Origin of the sequence: Nocardia sp. CA-145437 (assembly GCF_050956485.1) — a bacterium.
GTDB lineage: Bacteria > Actinomycetota > Actinomycetes > Mycobacteriales > Mycobacteriaceae > Nocardia.
Genome location: NZ_CP191204.1, coordinates 2,470,666 through 2,490,519 on the forward strand (window position 1 = coordinate 2,470,666; position 19,854 = coordinate 2,490,519).

The following is a 19,854-nucleotide window of genomic DNA, read 5'->3' on the forward strand; positions in this document are numbered from 1 at the left end:
GGAGGTTCGGTGGGGTGGTGAGCCGGACGGTACACCGGTCGGGTCTGTTGGTGTCGGTGCTGGCCGCGGTGACAGGCGGGCTCGCCATCGCGGGCCTCACCTGGTGGGGGCTGTGGCATTTCCTCGGCGCCAAGGCCGAGACGCCGAATCAGCTGGATCTGAGCCGGATTTCGCTCGCGGTGGCGGCGGGCATCGGCGGCGCGGTCGCGCTGGTGGTGGCCTACCGCAAGCAGCGCGACGCCGAGCGCGGCCGCTTCGCCGAGGTCTTCGGGGCCGCCGCCGGTCAGCTCGGCGACCCGGATGTGGCGGTGCGCATCGCCGGGGTCTACGCCATGGCCGGGGTCGCCGACGAGTTCTCCGCGCGCTGGCGGCGCCAGCAGTGCGTGGACGTGCTGTGCGGCTACCTGCGGCTGCCGTACCAGCCGGAGGAGGGCGCCAGCCACCTGGTCTCCAAATCCCAGCGCATCGAGGACCACGGCACCGCCGTCGAACGGGTGTACACCTACCGCCAGAACGACCGGCAGGTCCGCGACACCATCGTCCGGGTGATCGCCGAACACCTGCGCCCCTCGGCCGAGACTCACTGGAGCTCCTGCGATTTCGACTTCACCGACGCCGTCTTCGAGAACGCCGACTTCCGCTACGCCGTCTTCGCGGGCCGCAATACCCGCTTCACCAATGCCATGTTCCTGAGCGGCCGCACGGTCACCTTCGAGCAGGCGCGGTTCCTCGGCAAGCGGGTCACCTTCCGTGGGGCCATCTTCCGCAGCGCCGCCGTCTTCGACCGCGCCGTCTTCGCCCACACCGCCGTGGACCGCGCCGACCGTGACGACACCGCCGCCACCTTCGCCGAGGCCACCTTCGGCAGCGGCGGCAGCTTCGAGGCCGCCGAATTCCGTGGCACGCGAACCGCGTTCGACCGCACCACGTTCGCGGGGGAGCGGACCAGCTTCGCCAACGCCGTCTTCGCCGCCGACCAGACCACCTTCGAGCGCGCGGTGTTCGACGGCGAGCGCGTCACCTTCACGGGTGCGGAATTCACCGGCGCGCGAGTCACCTTCGCCGATTCCCGCTTCTACACCGAGTCCAGCTCCTTCGACTGCGCCCACCTGGGCACGCAGATCCGCTGGCGCACCGGCCGTACCCAGGAAGTGTCGTTCGCGCGCACCGAGTACCACGGCACGGTCTCCTTCGCCGACACCGTCTTCGGGGGCCGCAAGGTGGTCTTCGCCGGGGGTGACTTCTTCGGCGACATCTCCTTCCGCCGCGCCGCCTTCGATGCGCGCGAGGTCAGTTTCGACCGCCCCAAGGCGTGGGTCGGTGTCCACTTCGACTGGGACGAGAGCCCCGCGACCAAGCCGTCCCATGTCTCCCCGACCCCGTGGCCGCCGGTGCTGGCCGAATCCGCCTCCGAACTCGCCTCCTGAACCAGCCGGGCTCGTCGCCCGTTTTGCCCGGAACTCGGCCGTGGGATAGCTTGCAGACGAGCGGAGTTGAAGGGGTTGGGTGGTGGGGAGCCACGGCGTCGGCTGGGTTGTCGCGGTAGCGGTTCTGCTGCTCTGCCTGGCCGCGGCTCTCGCGAGCCGGGCCGGAGCGGCATCGAAGCGGCGGCGGGCGAGCGCCCTGGCCTGCGCGGCGACCGGCTGGATCCTCGCGTTCGCGGCGGTGACGGCCACCCTCTCACCCATGACCCGGGAAACCGTCGCGGGCAACCCCATCGGCGCGCCACCCGAACTCGTACAGGCCGGCGGGCCGACCACTTCGGCCAAACCCGCCGCCCCCGATCCCATGGCGTCCCTGAAGCCGGGGGACTGCGTCGAGGTCCCCATCGAGCGAGCCAGGGATGCCGCGGGCGCCCCGACCTGGAAGGCGGGCACACCCGAACCGTCGGACTGCGATTCGGTGGACGCGAACTACCGGGTGCTGCAGAACGGCCCCGACCCGTGCACCGACCCGCTCTACACGCTCGATTCCGCCCCCAAGGACAAGACCGGCAAGCCGCGCTACCACCTGTGCCTGACCTTCGACTGGCGCACCGGCGTCTGCTACGACACCACCGCCATGGAGACCCCGTCGAAGGTCGACTGCGCGACGTCCGGCGAGCACATCGTCCAGGCCACCGCCGTGCTGGCCAACGCCACCTCGGGCGCGTCCTGTCCCAGGGACGGCCGCGGCGCGGTCTGGGTGATCTGGCGCAAGCTCGAACTCACCGTGTGTTTCCGCGGCGGCGACAACCCGGGGACGTGACGGTCAGCGCCGCGTGCCGACGGTGATGACGTCCGGGATCAGCCACGACGGCAGCGGCCGCGCGACCTTGCGCTGATCGACGACCTCGAAACCGGCGTCGGTCAGCAGTGTGCGGGTCTCGCGCGGCGACGGCGCGTGCGCGGGGAAGCGCGGGCTGCGGGTCAGCTGCTGGATCGGGCGCGACGCCGCACCGGAGGGATGCATGGTCGCGATGGCCACCAGGCCGCCGGGTGTCAGCACCCGATGGAATTCGCGCAGCGCCGCCGGATGGTCGAAGAAGTGGAACGCGCTGGTGGTGACGACCGCGTCCAGTGCGCCGTCGTCGAAGGGGAGATGCTCGGCGGCGGAATGCCGCCACCGGACCTCGGCCGAGCGGGCGCGGGCCTGCTCCAGCATGCCCGCCGAGGCGTCCACGCCGTAGACGGCGTCGGGCCGCAGTTCGCGTTGGATGCGGGTGGTGAGAATGCCGGTGCCGCAGCCGATGTCGGCGATCCGCCGGGAGCCGGCGGCGCGCAGCTCGGCGACCATCTGATCCTGCGGCGGGCGGTAGACGAGGTGTTGCAGGGCGGCGGTGTCGTAGGCGCGGGCGACATTGCCCCAGAACCGCGTCACCACCTGGTTGAAGGCGCGGTTGCCGGTGGTCAGCGAAGTGGTCATGTGTGCTCCTGTCCGGCTCCATGGAATCAGATTCCGGACTGTCTGGGAAGGTGCGATGGAGTAGCGTCGGGCGCATGAGGATTCGTGGTGCCGTCCTGGAACAGATCGGGGCGTCGACGCCCTTCGCCGATTCGAAGCCGATCACCATCAGCGAGCTGGACCTGGGCGAACCCGGCCCGGGTGAGCTGCTGGTCCGGATCGAGGCCGCGGGGCTGTGCCATTCCGATCTGTCCGTGGTGGACGGCAACCGCGTCCGCCCGGTCCCCATGCTGCTGGGCCACGAGGCCGCGGGTCGCATCGAGGCGCTCGGCCCCGGCGACTCCGACTTGCGTGTCGGCCAGCGCGTCATCATGACCTTCCTGCCCCGTTGCGGCTCCTGCGCGGGCTGCGCCACCGACGGCCGCACCCCGTGCGAGCCCGGCAGTCTCGCCAACAACGCGGGCGAACTCCTCGCGGGCGGACGGCGTTTGCTCCGTGACGGTGTGGAGGTCCACCACCATCTGGGCGTCTCCGGCTTCGCCACCCATGCCGTCGTCGACCGTCATTCGGTGGTCCCCGTCGACGACGACGTGCCTCCGGAGGTGGCCGCCGTCCTCGGCTGCGCCGTCCTCACCGGTGGTGGCGCACTGCTGAATTCGGCCCAGCCCGGCCCGCGGGACCGCATCATGGTGGTCGGTCTCGGCGGCGTCGGCATGGCCGCGGTGCTGGTGGCCGCCTCCCTGCGCGCGACCACCGGGCAGGAGGTCATCGCGGTGGACACCGTCCCCGAGAAGCTCAAGACCGCACTGGAACTCGGCGCGACCGCCGCCTACACCCCGCAGCAGATCGCCGCCGACAACATCCAGGCCGAAGTCGTCGTCGAGGCCGCCGGAAACATCCGCGCCTTCGAAACCGCCGTGGCCGCAACGGCTCCCGGCGGCACCACGGTCACCGTGGGCCTGCCCGCCCCCGACGCCCGCGCCAGCATCTCCCCGCTGGCCCTGGTGGCGCAGGGCCGCACCATCGTCGGCAGCTACCTCGGCTCCGCCGTCCCCGCCCGCGACATCCCCGAATTCGTCCGCATGTGGCGCGAGGGCACCCTCCCGGTCGAGCGCCTCGTCTCCTCCCGCATCCGCCTCGACGACATCAACCACGCCATGGACGAATTGGCCGCCGGCCACGCCCTGCGCCAGGTCATCATCTTCGACTGACTTCGACTGGCTACCACTGCTCGATACCCCAGACCGTTGTCGAGACGATCTCGGTAACCGAGCTGACACCCCCGACGTCCAGCGGCACATCCCGGATGTGGACGAACGTTTGGAACGTTCCCTTGTTTCCGGGATGCCGCGTGGCGTTGTGGAACCGCTTGAGTGACTTGTCCAGGCGAACGTTGATCGATTCTCTGCCGGTCTTGCTGGACTTCAGCGACGGGATGGGCAGGGACCCGGTCACCGAGCATTCGACCTCGATGTTCGCGTGCTGTTGGCCGTCGGTGTCGACTAGACGGACCACGATCTCGACCTGACCAGAGAGGCTGTTCATCCGGCATTCGTGGTCGGAAGCTGTGTAGCCGTTGATACCGCGATACGAGAAGCCCACACGTTGGCAGAAGATCTCCTCGGAGACGAAATCGGTTCCGCTCGCGGCTTGGATAATGGCTTCCGCGCTGTGGAGTTCCTTCATGAACTCCAGTACGGTCTGGGGACGTTCCGAGGGCCGCGAGGTAGCCCGCTCGTACAAGGCTATGAGAATGGTCGCGGCCCGGTCGTCGACCCAGCTCCCCAGCGTCTTGGTGAGTACCTCGACGTTCTTCCTCAACTTCTCGCCACTGGGATCTCGTCCGGTGATCACGAAGAACATCAGCTGCGCGAGACTGTAGATGTCGACGGTCTCCGAGCGGGCGGTTTTTGTATTCGGTTCGAACAGCTGCTCGGGCGCGGCGTAGTTGATGACGCCGCCGACGCCGATGTTGGTCGTGACGGTCCGATTCGTCTCGTGGTAGGCGAGATCGAAGTCAGTCAGGTAGGGAATCAGTTCGCCGTCGTTGCCGCGCTCGGCGATGATGTTCTCGGGCTTGATGTCTCGATGTTTGACCGATTTGGTATGGGCGTACTGAACGGTCTGGCAGATATCGAGCAGGAGTCGGAGCACGATCTCGGGATCGTCGCGGTCGATATACGCCCGACGGAGATTGTCGCCGGCGATGGCGTCCATCATGAATCCGTAGGGTGCCTTTGCCATCTCGTGGACTCGCACGATGCGCGGGTGGCTCAGACTACGCATGTTTTCGTACCCGTGCCGGAAACGGCTGACCTTGACTTCATCGTCGAGTTCGTTGCCGTGAAAGACCTTCATTGCACGATTAACTCCGTCCGGCCCTTGGACCTCCCACACGTGGCCGTAGCCGCCGTGCCCGAGGTGTCGAACGACTCTGCCGAATCGGGTTTCCTCGCCGATGGTGATGTCCGCCAGATTCTTTCGGAACTCTCTGAGTCGGACAACCAGACTCTTCCAGTCCGGTTGCCGTCGAAGATCCGGTAGGTCGTGCTCGGTGTTCTCGAACCACTGCACGATCGGTTCGAGGGCTTCCGCGCAGTTCTTCGCTCCCCGCTGCAGTCGCACCCCGCGTTCCGATAGTTCGGACAGTTGGCGGTAGTGGTACTTGTCGATGAACTGGTGAGCTTTGGCAAGAGTCTCGCCGAGCTGACTGCTCTCGATCGGTTTTCCGGCCCGCGGTTCGAAGCCTCTGCCCAGGACTACAGTGCCGGCGATATCCCCTTTGAACACCGGAGTCTGCGTCTCGACCGGGATTGCCTTGGAGACGAAGTCGTATACGCCGAGCAGCGTCACCTGTCCTTCCCAGTCGACCGCCATGCCGAGAAGGGCGCTGGTCAGCGCATCGGTGAAGATCCCTTGGCCGTTTTGTTCCGCGGCGGTCTGCTCGGGTCGGCATGCGGCGAGGATGCACCGGCTCTCGTTCACCGACGGTATTTCGCGCTCGATGTCTGCTGCTCGCAGGGGTCGGCTGTCGGTCCATCCGAATGCGGAACCCGAATGGCAGCAGTCCAGGATCGAGATCACGTGATGGAAGTTCGTGCTGGCCGACTCCATGATCTGGGCGAGATGGCTCAATGATATTCCGGGGTCGTACGGCTGCGCGTCGTAGGTGACCAGATGGCCGGCGTTTCCGATGACCTGGCCGTGGCCTGCAAAGTAGAAGAGCAGGGTATCGCCGCTCTCCTCGTATGCGATCTCGGATACCGTGCGAAGAATCGATGCGCGAGTGGCCTGCCCGTCGAGCAGCTTGGTGCAGTCGAAGTCGTACCCCTTATCCGACAAGCAATCCGCGACATCGTTCGCATCATTGACGCATCCATGGAGTGGCGCGCCGCTATACCGATCGATTCCGACGACGACTGCCCTGTTCATCAGAACCTCCTCTGGTGCCTGCGATCGGGTACAGGCTACGCCTCCGCGAGATCGCCTGGAGGGAAAGTGAATTGCGACTATTACCTACTGGGCAGTCGAATTATTATGGGCGCAAAGCAGTTTCACTTCCGGGGGTGTCGTATTCGTGCGCGCATGGTGATGACTGCCGCGGGTGGATCCCGCGGCAGTCAACCGGCTATCAGGTCATCCGAAGGTCGGGGTGACCGTGATCTTGCTGCCGCTCTGTGAGGTGCCGCCGTACCAGCAGACCGAGGGTTGCCCGGACTTGTCGACCGCGTTGCCGTAGTAGACGTTCTTGCCGGCCTTGGGCGCGTCGGTCTTCCACCAGCAGGCGGTGACCTGGGGGATCACCTTGTCGGTGATGGCGGTGTTGTAGTTGAAGACGTAGCCCAGGGTCCAGGGGACGCCATCGCCGTCGGTGGCGGTGGTCAGTTGCATGATGTAGTTGCCGGGCTGGGCGTAGGCGGTGATGGTGCCCTTGGCCGGGCCGGTGAGGGTGAAGGGCTTGGTCACCGCGGCCTCCCAGTCCAGGGTGGCCTTGGAGGTGGACCAGACCAGGGCGAAATCGGCGGTGGTGAGGATCTGGGCGTCGAAGGAGACGTCGTTGACCGAGACCTTCACCTTGCCGGGCGTGGACTGCTGGCCGTAGGCGGGCTGGTTGCTGCTCTTCACATTCGTGATGTTCAGGAACAGGTCGGTGCCGGAGGCCCAGGTGGTGTTCTTCGACAGGGTCAGCGTCAGGCTGCCGTCCACGTCGGTGAACGTCCACCCCGCGAAGTCGATCTTCATGGCGGCGACGTCGCTGTCGGTGAAGTACGACGGCATCGTGATCGTCATGGTCGCGCCCGAACTCAGCGTGACGTCATTGTTGGAGGTATTGGTGAGGGTGACCTCGAGGGTCGCGGTTTCCTGAACGGCGATGGTGCCCAGGCCCGTTGCCTTGTTCACCACCGTCAAGGTCGCCCGCCGCGGCCGGTCGTACGCGGTCTGGCTCGCGCCGAAGAGCGCGATCACGCCGTTGGTGCCCTTGTCGTGGCGGATCGGCAGCCCGATGCCCAGCGGGAATTGCAGTGAGACACCGCCGAAGTCGAGTTCCTTCATGCCCTCGGGCCGCTGCTTGATGTACATGAAGCGGATGAAGAGCAGGATCGTGTACTTGGTCGGAAGGTAGAGGTCGAGCAGCCAGCCCGCGATGGCGCCGGTCACCGGCTTCTGCACCCAGAAGCTCAATTCCAGGCCGGCGCTGATCGACAGCCCGCCCTTGAGCGACGCGCCCTTCCAGACCCGGCCGTGGACGGTGGCCTCGTCCTTGAAATCGAAGACCACGTCCGCGCCCGCGAGCAGCCCGACCACCGCGCTCACCCCGGCCGAGACGCCGATGCCGAGCCCCCGCAAGCCCTGCGGATGTGAACTCGCGAGCCCGAATTCGCCGTTCCGCAGAATTTCCTGGGCGATTTCGACACTCAGCGCGTTGTTGGGCACCGGATTCTCCAGCGACCCTTCGAGCGCCTTCACATACGCGGCGCCGTCGGGAGTGTCGAGGAACTCGATGACGTCCTGCACGGCCCGATCCATCGCGGCCTGATTCTTCTTGTACTCCTTCACGCAGACTTGCACCAGTTCGGCATTGGTCGGGGTGCGGCCGGGAAACAGTTCCTTGGTATCGCCGGGCGGAATCCCGAGTTTGTCGAGTTTGGCGGCGCGGGCCAACGCGTCCTTGAAAGCGTCCTCGAGCAGATGAGCGGGAGCGGACATGGTCTTTCCTCCTGAGAGACACTCACGACGCGGCAAGAATCCAGCGCACAATGCGTGCACAGTCGGCTGCGTCCGGGACGGGGCGGCTCTCCCGTCAGGCGGGGCGTCCTCAGCAGTGGCGCTCCGGCCCCCCAGCCTCACCCGGTGATCCCGCATCGAATTCTACTACTGCAGGACCGGCGCACTATGCGGTTCAGGTTCAATTCTTCAGTGCCGCTGGATATCTCAGAACGAGGCCGCGAAATGCTATTCTCGCGCCCCGAATACTCCAATGGATTCGACCGGTTGGATTTGTTTCCGAGGGGCGCGGCCAACCGTTGTTTTCTGTGCGGGAAATGTAGTTCTCGTCACTGAGCGCATTCATTGATGCCGGTCGGAGAACTGTTGTCTAGGACACGTACATGCAGGTCAGTCGGTTTTCTGTCAGTATCGAAACGTCGGATGAACCTGGATTCTCGCCAGGGCGCACACGGGCGAATATCTGGAGGAGCTCGGCGTGACAATCGATACATCGATAGACAATGACAGGGGCGCGGACGATGGCGAAGGCAATGGCGCACCGGCTGTTCCGGCGCTCGGTCCGGTATTGCGTTCCGTACGCGACTCCCGCAAGGTGTCGCGCGAACGTCTCGCATTCAATGCGGGCGTGAGCTCCAGCTACATCACGCATTTGGAGAAGGGGGCGCGCGACCGTCCCACCCGGGAGGTTCTCGACGCGATCATCCGGTATCTCGATCGCGTCGCCCCCCTCTCGATCGAGGACCGCCGGCAGTTGCGGGATCTGGCCGGGCTCACCGTCTCCGGCTGCCCTCCGCTGGACGAGCTGCGGGCCGCCGTCACCCCCGAACTCCGCGAGCTACTGGATCGGCCCCTGCCCGCCGCGATCACCGCGGTCGGCGGTTGCGTGCTGGCCTGCAACCCCGGCTGGGAGCGCGCGTTCCCCGGAATGGGGCAGGGCGTCAATCAATTCCACTGGTTGTTCGGCTGCGAGCTCGCCCGCCGGGCGATGGTCGACTGGGAGGACGACACGACCGTGTCGGTGCGGGCCTTCCGGTTGGCGGTGGGCGGCTTCGGCGGCGCGGAGACCTTCGCGGAACTGCTCGACGGACTGAGCCGCTACCCCGACTTCCGCCGCATATGGGGCGACGGTGAGGTGGCGAGTTTCCCGCCCATGTGGCGGATCCGGCTGCGTGATCTCGGGAACGGCACGGTGCGAACGGTTCTCGTGCAGACCGGTGTGGTGCACACCGGCGCGCATCCGGGTTGGCTGGTCTCGCAATTCCTCATACCGGTTCCGACCTGAACTAGAACGTGTTCTAATTTGGCCATGAGCGGATTCGTGGACGGCCAGGTCGACCCGGCATTCCGAGCGGTGCGGGATGTGTTCGAAGCGAGCTTCGCGGATGGGCGGAACGCGGGCGCGGCCGTGGCGGTGTTCGTCGACGGCCGTCCGGTGGTCGACCTGTGGGGCGGCCTGGCCGACACCCGGGCGAACCGGCCCTGGCTGCGCGACACCCCGGTGGTCACCTACTCGTGCACGAAGGGTGTCACCGCCACCGCCGCACTACTGGTAGCGCATGAGCGCGGCATCGGCCTGGACGATCCGGTCACCGACTGGTGGCCGGAATACGGTGTCGGAGGCAAGGATTCGACGACCCTGGCCGATCTGCTCACCCATCGAGCGGGTCTGCCGGTCTTCGAGCGTGCCGTTTCCGTCGCCGACGCCGCGGACCAGCGGGCGATGGCGGCCCGGCTGGCCGAACAACACCCGGTGTGGCAACCCGGCACCCGACACGGCTACCACGCCCTGACCTTCGGCTGGCTGCTCGGCGAATTCGTCCGCCGCCACACGGGATTCACGGTCGGCGAGTACGTGCGCCGGAACTTCGGCGAGCAGCTGTGGATCGGCGCGCCGCCCGAGATCGCGGAACAAGCCGCCCGCGTGGGTGCTCCGCCCGCCGCCGACCAGGCGTGGACCGACCCCGCCCCGATCAGTGCCGCGACGGCGGCCGAGATGGCGCGCGCCTTTCAGGACCCCCGATCGCTGGCCCTGCGCGCCTCCACCAACCCCCTGGGCTCCTACAACAGCCCGGAGGTGCTCGCCGGCGGGTGGCCCTCGACCGGACTGGTCACCACCGCCCGCGCCCTGGCCCGCTTCTACGCCGACCTGGCGGCCGGCGACCTCCTGCCCCCGGACGTCCTCGCCGACGCCGTTCACGAGCGCGTGCGCGGCCGCGACGCCGTGCTGACCCTGGAGAGCGCCTTCGGCCTGGGCTACATGCTGCCCTCGGAGAACATGATCCTGCCCGAGGCCGCCCGCCCCACGGCCTTCGGCCATCCCGGCGCGGGCGGCGCGATCGGCCTGGGCGACACCGCGAATCGGCTCGCGATCGCCTTCACCCCGAACCTGCGCCGCGACTGGGTCTCCGGCGACCGCCGGGCCTACGACCTGATCGACGCGGCCTACGGCGCGCTCTGAGCGCCGTGGACCGCGTCGAATCCCGGTGAACCGGTGAAGTTCCGCTGACCTACTCGACGGTCAGCGTCACCTTCTTGGTCTCGGTCTTGGCGGGCAGCTTGGTGGTGTCCACCGCCAGGATCTCGCCGGTGTCCTGAACGCCGTTGGGCAGGATCTTGGCCTTGAGCCCGAACGGCGGCTGGTCGCCGGAGACGGCCTCGATGCCGAAGTCGCTGTCGTTGGAGATGTAGAGGGTCTTGCCGTGGTCGTTGGTGGCCACGCCCTCGATCTTGTCGTGGCCGAAGAACTTGCCGTCGGCATTGAGGCCGTCCAGCAGCCCGCCCAGGTCGAGGTTGCCGGTCTTGGCGACCGGCGTGATGCCCGCCTTCTTCAGCGCGGCGATGCCGTCGGCGGTGCTGACGGTGCCGACGTAGACCTCGACCGGCTTGCCGTCGATCAGCAGGCCCTTCTCTGGGTCGTACTGCGCGCCGGGGACTTTGGCGTCCGGGCCGATGTCGGTGGCGCCGGCGATGTCGACGGTCCACAGCTTCTTGTTGGCCTTGGGCGCCTTGTTGCCGTCGCGCTCGTCCACCAGGAAGGTGGTGTTGGACAGCGCGGTGATCTCGGAGACCGCCAGCTTCTCCTTGGGCGACTCGAGCGGCAGCGCGAACTCCTTGACCGCCTTGGTCTTCAGGTCCACGGTGACGATGCGGGTCATCGGGGTCTCACGAGCATTGGTGACACCCGGCTCGTTGAGCGCGCTCTGGACGACGCCGACCAGGGTGCTGCCGTCGGGGGTGACGGTCAGGCCCTCCATGCCCTGGTTCGGGGTGCGGAACGCGAGTTCCTTGGGCAGTCCGCGGCCCGGCGCGAGCCGCTCCAGCTCCGCGCCCTTGGCGTCGAAATGCACCAGGAACGGGCCGTATTCGTCGGAGATCCAGAAGGTGCCGTCGGCGAGCGCGACCAGGCCCTCGCTGTCGATGCCGTGATCGGTGGGCGGCAGCGCCTTGCCGGTCAGGTCCTTGATGGTCTCGCCGGTGGTGGCGGAGGTGTCGACCAGGCCATTGAAGGGCTGCCCGGCCGGATTCTTCAGCAGGATGGTGGATTCCACCACGGCCTTGGTGCCGACCAGCTTGAACTTGGCGATCTGCGGCGTGAAGTCCGGGACCGGCGCGATCTTCTCGTTCTTGCCCTTGCCGTCCACGTTCGGGCCGCGATCGGTGAGCCCGTAGAACTCGTCGGTCGAGCCCGGGACCGGGGTGAACGCGGAGCCGTAGGCGCTGGCCTGCACCGGAACTCCGCCGAATTCCCCGATCGGCGGGATGTCGGTGGTGAACAGGCGCACCGCGTCGGTGGTGGTGACGGTGATGGAGTCCGAACCGGTGTACCCGGCCGCGGGGGTGTACACCAGCGCACCGTCCAGCCGCCGGCTCAGGGTGCCGTGCTGCGGGTCGGCGACCGCGACGGCGGCGTGGCCCCCGGTCTTGTCCAGCAGCTGGTCCAGCGAGATCACCAGCGGCTGCCCGGCCGTGGCGGTGAAGTCGGCGGAGTCGGATCCGGAGGAGCAGGCGGCGGTGACGGCGGCTGCGCCGACGACGACGGCGACGGCAACCCGGCGGGTAACGGGACGAATTCTCACCAGAGATGCCTATACGTCCGATCCGTCGCCGGGTTGGCCGTTGCCTGAACACCTTCCGCCGAGCTCGTGAACCGGTCGCGCGTCAGGGTCGGGTCTGCTCGGGCTCCCAGCCCGGCGGGGCGAAGATGTAGCCGAGCTTGTCGCGCCAGTTCGCGGTGCTCCGCACGTCGCGCACGATCTTGGCGTATTCGCCGTACTGCAGCGTCAGCAGGTTGTAGGTGCCCACCGGCTTGGTGAGACCGTAGGTGGGACGCTGGATCTCGGGTTCGAAGGTGCCGAACACGCGGTCCCAGATGATGAGCATCCCGGCGTAGTTCTTGTCCAGGTACTGCGCGTCGCTGCCGTGGTGCACGCGGTGGTGCGACGGGGTGTTGAAGAGCAATTCCACCGGGCCCCAGAGCTTTCCGACGGACTCGGTGTGGGTGAAGAACTGGTAGATCAGGTTGATCGTGAAGGCGATGTAGATCGTCCAGGGCGTGAAGCCCAGCAGCGGCAGCGGCGCCCAGAAGATGGCCTCGGTCCACGGATTCCACTTCTGCCGCAGGGCGGTTCCGAAGTTGAAGTACTCGCTGGAGTGGTGCGCCTGATGCGCCGCCCAGCCGATCCGCACCCGGTGGACGAAGCGGTGGTTCCAGTAGAACGCGAAGTCGAGGACGAGCAGCAGCAGCGCCCAGCTCCACCAGACATCGGTGGGGATGTGCCAGGGCGCGACGTAGGTCCACAGGAAGACGAACAACACCAGCGACCCCGCCTTGAAGATCGCGCTCGACACCAGCGACCCCACGCCCATGCTCAGGCTCGTCCGGGTGTCGCGGGCCAGGTACCCGGTGGCGTCGTGATCGTCGCGCAGGGCCAGCGCCTCGGCGCCGATGGACAGTAGAAAGACGGGGACCGCGTACAGCAGCGGTGTATTGATCTCATGCCAGACCTGCGAAAACATCGGACCTCCTCGAATTGCCCAATTCGTAAGTTACCAATTGGTCAATTCGAGGACAAGAGGCCGATTCGGACAGTCGAGGGTGCCCGGGTCAGGTGAGGGCGGCGAACAGCCGGCTGCTGCGGGCGACCATGGCCTCGGCCGTCTGCTCCGGATGGCTCAGCCACCAGTCCACGAGCGCGGCGACCACGCCCGTCCAGACCGCGCGCAGTGCCGACAGATCGTGCGGATCGGTCAGTCCGTGCAGCGACACGAACGCCGACACGCCCCGATCGGCCTGCGCCGAGATGCGGGCGCGCGCGGCCAGCGCCGCCTCGGCCGCGGGCCCCTCGTCCGGATGCGACTGGTCCTGCACGACCTTCCAGTCGTGCGGGCGCGGTTCCAGGACCGTGAAGATCGCGGCGAGCGTGCGTTCGGCCATGTCGAGCGAGGCGGGGCCGGCGAAGGCCGCGTCGATGGCGTCCCCGAGCACCGCCGAGGCCCGCTGCACGCAGGCCACGTACAGCCCGTCCTTGGAGCCGAAGTAGCCGTACACCAAGGGTTTCGACACCCCGGCCGCCGCCGCCACCGTCGCCGGGGACAGGCCCGCGTAGCCGACCCGGGCGATCTCCGCGGCGGCCACATCGAGAATCTGCGCCTCGCGTACGGCACGCGGGACGCCCTTGGTTCCGGCTGTGGATCGCACCCTCGAAAGTTACCACTCGGTCAATTCGGCCGGCCCGTGGTCACCGGCCTGTGGTCCCGGTGTTTCGCCGACCCGATAGGCTCGACGGGTTCCAGATCGGTCATAGCGAAGGAGACCAGGTGGCCACGAACCGGATCCGGGTGGGTGTGCTCGGGGCGCGCGGCAAGGTCGGGCAGTCCATCTGCGCGGGCGTCGAGGCGGCCGCGGATCTGGAGCTGGTGGCGCAGGTCGACAAGGGCGACTCGCTGGAGGCGTTCACCGCCGCCGGGACCGAGGTCGTGGTCGACTTCACCCACCCCGACGTGGTGATGCCGAATCTGAAGTGGCTGGTGGAGAACGGCATTCACGCCGTCGTCGGCACCACCGGCTTCGACGCCGACCGGCTCGAGCAGGTCAAGGGCTGGCTTGCCGCCAAGCCCGAGGTCGGCGTGCTGATCGCCCCCAACTTCGCCATCGGCGCGGTGCTGACCATGCGGTTCGCCGAGCAGGCCGCCCGCTTCTTCGACTCGGTCGAGGTCATCGAGCTGCACCACCCGAACAAGGCCGACGCGCCCTCGGGCACCGCCTTCCGGACCGCCGCGCTCATCGCCGCCGCCCGCGAGAAGGCCGGTGTCGGCCGCAGCCCCGACGCCACCAGCCAGGAGCTCGAGGGCGCGCGCGGCGCGGACGTGGACGGCGTGCGGGTGCACTCGGTGCGGCTGGCCGGGCTGGTCGCCCACCAGGAGGTGCTGTTCGGCACCCAGGGCGAGACGCTCACCATCCGCCACGACTCGCTCGACCGCACCTCCTTCGTGCCGGGCGTGCTGCTGGGCGTGCGCAAGACCCCGCTGCGCCCCGGCCTGACCGTGGGCATCGACCCGCTGCTCGACCTGTGAGCGCGCCGGAGGCGAACAACGGCCGCGAGGTCTTCAAACGGGTCGGCTTCATCGCGGCCCTGGTGCTGGTCCTCGGGTTCTATTTCGTGTTGCTGGGCCGGATCGCGTTCAGCCTCATCGGTTCCGGCAAGCCCGCCGCCATCGGCCTCGGCCTGGGCGTGCTCATCCTGCCGCTGCTGGGGGTGTGGATCGTGGGCACCAGCGTCCGCGCCGCGTTCGCCCACCAGCATCTGGCCCGGCGCATGCACGAGGAGGGCGGTGAGCTCGACGTCTCCGAGCTGCCGCGCCGCCCCTCCGGCCGGATCGAGAAGGCCGCCGCCGATGAGCTTTTCGAGCAGGTGAAGGCCGAATTCGAAGCGGACCCGCAGAACTGGCGCACCAGCTACCGCGCGGCCCGCGCCTACGACTATGCCGGGGACCGCACCCGGGCGCGCGAAATGATGAAGCGCGCAGTCGATTTGGAGCGCGCCGAGCGTACCGGCTCCCGGTAGCCAGTGTTTCGCAGGAAACCTGCCGGTAGGTTGCGACCGGAGTAAAGTCCGCCGGGTGAGGTTCACGGTGGGTTATGCGCTGGCCATCGCCTGCGCGACGATGGGGTCGCCTGCGACGGTATCGGCGGTGGCGCGCGCGGACACCGCGCCGTCCTGTATCGAGTCGGAGAACGACTACAAACTCGAATGGCAGCTCAGCTGGTCGATCTATGAGGCCGAGCAGCGGAATCCGGCCGACGCGCGGGCGGTGCGCGAGGTGGATCTGCCGATCACCATCGACGCCCCGCTGGACAAGGTGTGGTCGGTGTACACCGACTTCCGCAACGGCCTGGGCCGCCACTCCTTCCTCAAGGACATCATCGTCCACCGCACCTGCGATGAGGACGGCGTGCGCGTCACCGATTTCACGGCACTGGAAGACATTCCGATGGGGCCGATCACCTTCCCCGGCCACACCCAGGCCGAGCAGCGCCTGTACCCGGACCAGAACTACTACACCTCCGACACCTGGGACATCCCCAATGTCACCACCCACCAGGTGGTCACCTTCACCGACAACGGCGACGGCACCACCACGGTCAACGAGCACCTGACCTTCGTCGCCGATCAGCCGCTCATCGATTTCACCGCGGACAACGGCGTGGCCGCGCACCTCGCCTCCCAGGAAGCGGTGAAGGCCGATATCGAGAACGGCACGCTCTGAGCGGTTTTCGCGTGACGACCCGAATGCGGCCCGGAACCTGGTGGTTCCGGGCCGCATTCGGGTCTCGCGTTCAGGAGGCGGGGTGCACCCGCTGCCAGTGCTCGGCGATGTCGATGCGCCGGGCGAGCCACACCTTGTCGTGCGATCGCACGTAATCCACGAAGCGCTCCAACGCCTTCGCCCGCGCGGGCTTGCCCGCGATGCGGCAGTGCAGGCCGATCGAGAGCATCTTCGGCGCGCCCGCCTCGCCTTCGGCGTAGAGCACGTCGAAGGCGTCCTTCAGGTAGGTGAAGAACTCCTCGCCGTTGGCGAATCCGGCGGGGGAGGAGAACCGCATGTCGTTGGTTTCGAGGGTGTACGGCAGCACCAGGTGGTCCCGGTCGCCGACCTTCACCCAGTAGGGCAGGTCGTCGGCGTAGGAGTCGGAGTCGTAGACGAATCCGCCGTGCTCCACCACCAGTTCGCGGGTCCGCGGCGAGTCGCGGCCGGTGTACCAGCCCTTGGGCGCCTCACCGAAGAGCTTGGCGATGATCCGCACCGCCTCTTCCAGATGCGCGCGCTCGGTCTCGACGTCCACGCTCTGGTAGGAGAGCCAGCGCAGGCCGTGCGAGCAGATGTCGTAGCCGAGCCGCTTGAACGCCGCGACCGCCTCCGGGTTGCGTTCCAGCGCCCGAGCCACCCCGAAGATCGTCAGCGGCACGCCCCGGCTCTCGAACAGCCGCAGCACCCGCCACAGTCCGGCCCGCGAGCCGTACTCGTAGATGGTCTCCATCGACATGTGCCGGTCCGGGAACGACGCCGCCGGAACGATATCCGACAAAAACGTCTCCGAGCCCTCGTCGCCGTCGAGCACATTGTTCTCGCCGCCCTCCTCGTAGTTGAGGACGAAGTTGACGGCGATGTTCGCATCGCCCGGCCACTGCGGATGCGGCGGGTGCGGGCCGTAGCCGACCATGTCCCGCGGGTAGTTCAGGTCGAAATCGCTCATGCGCGTTCATTGTCCAGCTCGGCACGCAATCGTGCGCGGGCTTCGTCGGTGAGCGTGCCGTAGAGCCGCAGCCGGGCCAGGCCGCCGTCGGGGTAGGCGTCCAGGCGGACCGACACCACCGGGTCGGCGGCGTCGATCAGGAAGCGGTGGCGGGTGTCGGGCTGCAGGCGGGTGCGCGCCAGCAGTTCGACCTCGCTGCCGTCGGCGCGGATGCCGGTGAGCGAGCCCGCGCCCGGGCTGTTGAACAGGAAGTACGAGGTGTCGATCTCGGCGGCGGTGATCACGCCTTCCTCGGCGAGCCGCACCAGCACCCAGTCGTTGGTGTTCTTGTCGCGGCGGCGCGCGGTCTCCCAGCCGTCGCCCATGCTGCGGGCGCGACCGGGCATGAGCACGTTCTGCGGGTGCGAGTAGAAGCGGTTCGAGCAGTCGGCGACCAGACCGCCGTTCTCGATCGCGGCCAGATCGAACGGGCCCGCCTCGAGCCAGGCCGGATCCGGCTTGGCGACGCCGTGCACGCGCAGGCGGGCGATGCCGCCGTCGGGGAACATGCGCAGGCGCACGTGGGTGAAGCGCTGGGCGGAGTCCACCGCGAACGGGTTCTCCGAATCACCGTCGACCTTGGCGCGGTCCACCAGGGTGGTCCAGCCCTGCGCGGCGACCAGCTCGTCGACCGACGGATGGCCCGCCACCGCGATGGCCTCCACCGACACCTCGGGCGGGTAGTTGCCCTTGAACCACGCGGTGTCCACCACGACGCCCTTGATCACGCCGGGCACGCCCAGACGGATGATCGCGGTGTGGCAGGCGTCGATGGACGGGTGGCCGCCGTCCTCGCCGCGCTGGCGCAGCGTCTCCCAGCCGTCGTAGACCTGGCCCTTGTGGCCGAAGGTGGCGGGGGAGTAGGTGGCCGCCTCGGGCCGGATCAGGTTCTCCCGCTCGGCGAAGGACTCATCGTCGGCCCACAGCACGGCACCGCCCAGGGTGCGCACGGCCAGATCGGGAAGCAGCGTGAAATCAGCGTCGCTCATAGCGCCGGGATCTTCCTTTCTCGCAATTGATGCAATACCTCGACAGAGGCTTTGGGGGCGATCGCGATCACGTCGGCGGGATCGAAAGCGCCGCACTCCAGTCCGCGCAGCACCACTGTCGCCAGGGCCTGCGCGGTGGCCGGTTCGTCCATCACCGCGCCGCCCTGGCGGTCCAGGTAGCGGCCGATGCGCGGGGCGGCGATGCCCAGGCCCTCGCGGAAGAACGCGAAGGTGGCCAGCCAGCGGGTGACCAGGTGGCCCGCGCCCATGTCCCAGCCCTGGTAGTAGCCGCGCTCGAGTGAGCGGCTGACCAGGCGGAAGTGCCGCGACACCGCCGCGCGCACCTCGGAGTCGGTGCCGATGGGCAGCACCTGGGTGGAGCCGTCGCACACCCACACGCCGGTGGTGGCCGCGGCGGCCTGCATGACCGCCTTGGCGTGGTCGGCGACCGGGTGCTCCAGCGACTGGAACTTGGGTGCGATCCCGCAGGCGGCGCTGTAATCGTAAGTGCCGTAGTGCAATCCGGTGCAGCGTCCGGCCGAGCGCTGGATCAGCTGGGCGACCGGCGAGGTGCCGTCGGCGGCGATGATGGCCTGCGGGCTCTCGATCTGCAGCTCGAACTTCAGCGATCCGGCGGCCAGGCCGTGCGCGGCTTCGACGGCCTCGCACAGGTCCACGGTGATGTCGGCCTGCTCGACGTGGCGGATCTTGGGGACGGTGAACACGAAGCCCTCGGGCACCCCGCCCGCGCCCTCGAGGACCTTCTCCAGGGTGCGCACGGCGCGCGCCCATTCCAGGGAGGTCAGGCCCTTCATGCGGATGCCGCGCGAGACGACCTCGGGGGCAAGGGCTTTCAGCACCGCGCCGGCGTGCAGGGCGTCGCGGTCCTCGACCTCGTCGCCGCGGGTGCCGTAGCCGTCCTCGAAATCGAAACGCAGGTCCTGGATGGGCCGCTCGCGAAGAACCGTGAAGACCCGCTCGGTGACGTCGGCGCCGGCCAGCTCGACCAGCAGGTCGCGCTGGGCCTCGGCGAGTTCGATCGCGGCCGCGCCCCACTGGCCGGGCAGATCGATCGAGGCGTCGGCGCCGGAGGCGTACGCGGTGTGCACCGGCTGTCCCGGGCGATCACCCGGATAGCGCCGCAGCAGCTCCGAATCCACGTCCCGCACACGGGATTCGATCCCGTTCAATGTCTCCGGTGGCACCCTCACGCACGGGCCTCCTTCTCCTCGATGCCGAAATCGGCGAGCAATCCCACATACCGCTTCGGCAGTGGGGCCGCGAATTCCCCGCGGCCGGACTTACGCAGCTTCATGGTGACCAGCGACTGCACGGTCAGGGTGGCGGCGGCGACGCCGTCGATGACGGGCACGCCGACCTCGTCGGTCAGGTACTCGCACAGATCCGCCATGCCCGCGCAGCCGAGCACGATCGCGTCGGAGCCGTCGGCGGCCACGGCGTCACGGCAGGCGTCGGCGATGACCTTGCGCGCCTTGGGGTCCTCGAGTTCGAGCACCGGGATCTCACAGGCGTGCACGTTCGCGCAGAACCGTTCCATCCCATAGCGTTCGGCCAGATCCCAGGCCCGGCCCGCGGTGCGGCCCAGCGTGGTGACCACGCTGAACTTGCGCCCGAGATGACTGGCGTACTGCATGGCGGCCTCGGCGATGCCGATCACCGGGCCGCGCGCGAGCTCGCGGGCGGCGTCCAGGCCCGGATCGCCGAAGCAGGCGATGATGTAGCCGTCCACACCCTCGGCCTCGCCGCGCGCGATCTCGGCCAGCAGGCCCGGCACGGCCAGCGCCTCGTCGTAGTGGCTCTCGATGGAGGCCGGGCCCATGGCCGGGTTCACGCCCTCGACGATGGTGCCGGGCGCGGCCACCAGCTTGGCGCTGGCCTCGATCAGGCTGGTCATGGCCGCGGTGGTGTTGGGATTGATGACTCGAATGCGCATGGAAA

The 19,854-nt window shown here is 68.0% G+C and carries 18 protein-coding genes; 8 read left to right on the forward strand and 10 right to left on the reverse strand.

Going from position 1 to position 19,854, the window contains the following annotated elements; translation table 11 throughout:
* The first annotated feature begins 17 nt into the window (after nt 1-17).
* Both ACQPYY_RS11075 and ACQPYY_RS11080 read left to right on the forward strand, forming a co-directional pair.
* Entirely contained in the window at nt 18-1,427 is a 1,410-nt protein-coding gene (locus ACQPYY_RS11075) for a pentapeptide repeat-containing protein (RefSeq protein ID WP_433593655.1), read from the forward strand.
* A gap of 82 nt (nt 1,428-1,509) precedes the next feature.
* A complete protein-coding gene (locus ACQPYY_RS11080) occupies nt 1,510-2,247 on the forward strand; it encodes an LppU/SCO3897 family protein (protein WP_433593656.1) in 738 nt (245 codons plus the stop codon).
* Between the two features lie 3 nt (nt 2,248-2,250).
* Here the strand turns inward: ACQPYY_RS11080 and ACQPYY_RS11085 are convergent, their stop codons facing one another.
* The gene (locus ACQPYY_RS11085; protein ID WP_433593657.1) at nt 2,251-2,904 is read right to left on the reverse strand and encodes a class I SAM-dependent methyltransferase; all 654 of its coding nucleotides are present in this window, start codon (nt 2,902-2,904) and stop codon (nt 2,251-2,253) included.
* A gap of 74 nt (nt 2,905-2,978) precedes the next feature.
* On the opposite strand from ACQPYY_RS11085, the gene ACQPYY_RS11090 reads away from it, so the two are divergent.
* Nucleotides 2,979-4,094 (forward strand): alcohol dehydrogenase catalytic domain-containing protein, encoded by a 1,116-nt coding sequence (locus tag ACQPYY_RS11090; protein ID WP_433593658.1) that lies wholly within the window; start codon nt 2,979-2,981, stop codon nt 4,092-4,094.
* A 10-nt stretch (nt 4,095-4,104) separates the two neighbouring features.
* Here the strand turns inward: ACQPYY_RS11090 and ACQPYY_RS11095 are convergent, their stop codons facing one another.
* Nucleotides 4,105-6,315, reverse strand: a complete 2,211-nt coding sequence (locus ACQPYY_RS11095) for a protein kinase domain-containing protein (RefSeq protein WP_433593659.1) — start codon at nt 6,313-6,315, stop codon at nt 4,105-4,107.
* Between the two features lie 204 nt (nt 6,316-6,519).
* Nucleotides 6,520-8,091 carry a hypothetical protein gene (locus ACQPYY_RS11100; RefSeq protein ID WP_433593660.1) on the reverse strand — a complete coding sequence of 524 codons (1,572 nt, stop codon included), beginning with the start codon at nt 8,089-8,091 and terminating at the stop codon, nt 6,520-6,522.
* 496 nt (nt 8,092-8,587) lie between these two features.
* Between ACQPYY_RS11100 and ACQPYY_RS11105 the strand changes: the two genes are divergently transcribed.
* Both ACQPYY_RS11105 and ACQPYY_RS11110 read left to right on the forward strand, forming a co-directional pair.
* The gene (locus ACQPYY_RS11105; RefSeq protein ID WP_433593661.1) at nt 8,588-9,394 is read left to right on the forward strand and encodes a helix-turn-helix domain-containing protein; all 807 of its coding nucleotides are present in this window, start codon (nt 8,588-8,590) and stop codon (nt 9,392-9,394) included.
* Nucleotides 9,395-9,418: 24 nt separating this feature from the next.
* Nucleotides 9,419-10,570, forward strand: coding sequence for a serine hydrolase domain-containing protein (locus tag ACQPYY_RS11110; protein WP_433593662.1), 1,152 nt, complete (start codon nt 9,419-9,421; stop codon nt 10,568-10,570).
* A 49-nt stretch (nt 10,571-10,619) separates the two neighbouring features.
* Here ACQPYY_RS11110 and ACQPYY_RS11115 read toward each other — a convergent pair whose 3' ends face one another.
* The 3 genes from ACQPYY_RS11115 to ACQPYY_RS11125 all read right to left on the reverse strand — a co-directional run bounded on the left by ACQPYY_RS11115 (nt 10,620) and on the right by ACQPYY_RS11125 (nt 13,810).
* Entirely contained in the window at nt 10,620-12,188 is a 1,569-nt protein-coding gene (locus ACQPYY_RS11115; RefSeq protein ID WP_433593663.1) for an esterase-like activity of phytase family protein, read from the reverse strand.
* Between the two features lie 82 nt (nt 12,189-12,270).
* Complete coding sequence (locus ACQPYY_RS11120) at nt 12,271-13,128, reverse strand: sterol desaturase family protein (RefSeq protein ID WP_379096137.1); 858 nt, start codon at nt 13,126-13,128, stop codon at nt 12,271-12,273.
* Between the two features lie 88 nt (nt 13,129-13,216).
* On the reverse strand, nt 13,217-13,810 hold the full coding sequence (locus ACQPYY_RS11125) for a TetR/AcrR family transcriptional regulator (RefSeq protein WP_433593664.1): 594 nt from the start codon (nt 13,808-13,810) through the stop codon (nt 13,217-13,219).
* A 119-nt stretch (nt 13,811-13,929) separates the two neighbouring features.
* On the opposite strand from ACQPYY_RS11125, the gene dapB reads away from it, so the two are divergent.
* From dapB to ACQPYY_RS11140, 3 genes are read left to right on the forward strand one after another with little or no spacing between them, the layout of a single operon-like run.
* Entirely contained in the window at nt 13,930-14,685 is a 756-nt protein-coding gene (gene dapB, locus ACQPYY_RS11130) for a 4-hydroxy-tetrahydrodipicolinate reductase (RefSeq protein WP_433593665.1), read from the forward strand.
* Nucleotides 14,682-15,176, forward strand: coding sequence for a hypothetical protein (locus ACQPYY_RS11135; RefSeq protein ID WP_357097308.1), 495 nt, complete (start codon nt 14,682-14,684; stop codon nt 15,174-15,176). Before dapB ends, ACQPYY_RS11135 begins: the two co-directional genes overlap by 4 nt.
* A 55-nt stretch (nt 15,177-15,231) precedes the next feature.
* A complete protein-coding gene (locus ACQPYY_RS11140; protein ID WP_433593666.1) occupies nt 15,232-15,879 on the forward strand; it encodes a hypothetical protein in 648 nt (215 codons plus the stop codon).
* Between the two features lie 70 nt (nt 15,880-15,949).
* Here the strand turns inward: ACQPYY_RS11140 and puuE are convergent, their stop codons facing one another.
* From puuE to ACQPYY_RS11160, 4 genes are read right to left on the reverse strand one after another with little or no spacing between them, the layout of a single operon-like run.
* A complete protein-coding gene (puuE, locus tag ACQPYY_RS11145; protein ID WP_433593667.1) occupies nt 15,950-16,867 on the reverse strand; it encodes an allantoinase PuuE in 918 nt (305 codons plus the stop codon).
* Nucleotides 16,864-17,895, reverse strand: coding sequence for an allantoicase (alc, locus tag ACQPYY_RS11150; protein WP_433593668.1), 1,032 nt, complete (start codon nt 17,893-17,895; stop codon nt 16,864-16,866). Before alc ends, puuE begins: the two co-directional genes overlap by 4 nt.
* Nucleotides 17,892-19,106, reverse strand: a complete 1,215-nt coding sequence (locus ACQPYY_RS11155; RefSeq protein WP_379096152.1) for a DUF6986 family protein — start codon at nt 19,104-19,106, stop codon at nt 17,892-17,894. The genes alc and ACQPYY_RS11155 overlap by 4 nt, the downstream gene beginning before the upstream one ends.
* Complete coding sequence (locus ACQPYY_RS11160) at nt 19,103-19,849, reverse strand: aspartate/glutamate racemase family protein (protein WP_379096155.1); 747 nt, start codon at nt 19,847-19,849, stop codon at nt 19,103-19,105. Before ACQPYY_RS11160 ends, ACQPYY_RS11155 begins: the two co-directional genes overlap by 4 nt.
* Between the last annotated feature and the right edge of the window lie 5 nt (nt 19,850-19,854).

Coding starts and splice junctions, on each gene's coding strand:
- ACQPYY_RS11085 (WP_433593657.1), bottom strand. CDS start 2,904: ATGACCACTTCGCTGACCACCGGCAACCGCGCCTTCAACCAGGTGGTG.
- ACQPYY_RS11090 (WP_433593658.1), top strand. CDS start 2,979: ATGAGGATTCGTGGTGCCGTCCTGGAACAGATCGGGGCGTCGACGCCC.
- ACQPYY_RS11095 (WP_433593659.1), bottom strand. CDS start 6,315: ATGAACAGGGCAGTCGTCGTCGGAATCGATCGGTATAGCGGCGCGCCA.
- ACQPYY_RS11100 (WP_433593660.1), bottom strand. CDS start 8,091: ATGTCCGCTCCCGCTCATCTGCTCGAGGACGCTTTCAAGGACGCGTTG.
- ACQPYY_RS11110 (WP_433593662.1), top strand. CDS start 9,419: ATGAGCGGATTCGTGGACGGCCAGGTCGACCCGGCATTCCGAGCGGTG.
- ACQPYY_RS11120 (WP_379096137.1), bottom strand. CDS start 13,128: ATGTTTTCGCAGGTCTGGCATGAGATCAATACACCGCTGCTGTACGCG.
- puuE (WP_433593667.1), bottom strand. CDS start 16,867: ATGAGCGATTTCGACCTGAACTACCCGCGGGACATGGTCGGCTACGGC.
- alc (WP_433593668.1), bottom strand. CDS start 17,895: ATGAGCGACGCTGATTTCACGCTGCTTCCCGATCTGGCCGTGCGCACC.
- ACQPYY_RS11160 (WP_379096155.1), bottom strand. CDS start 19,849: ATGCGCATTCGAGTCATCAATCCCAACACCACCGCGGCCATGACCAGC.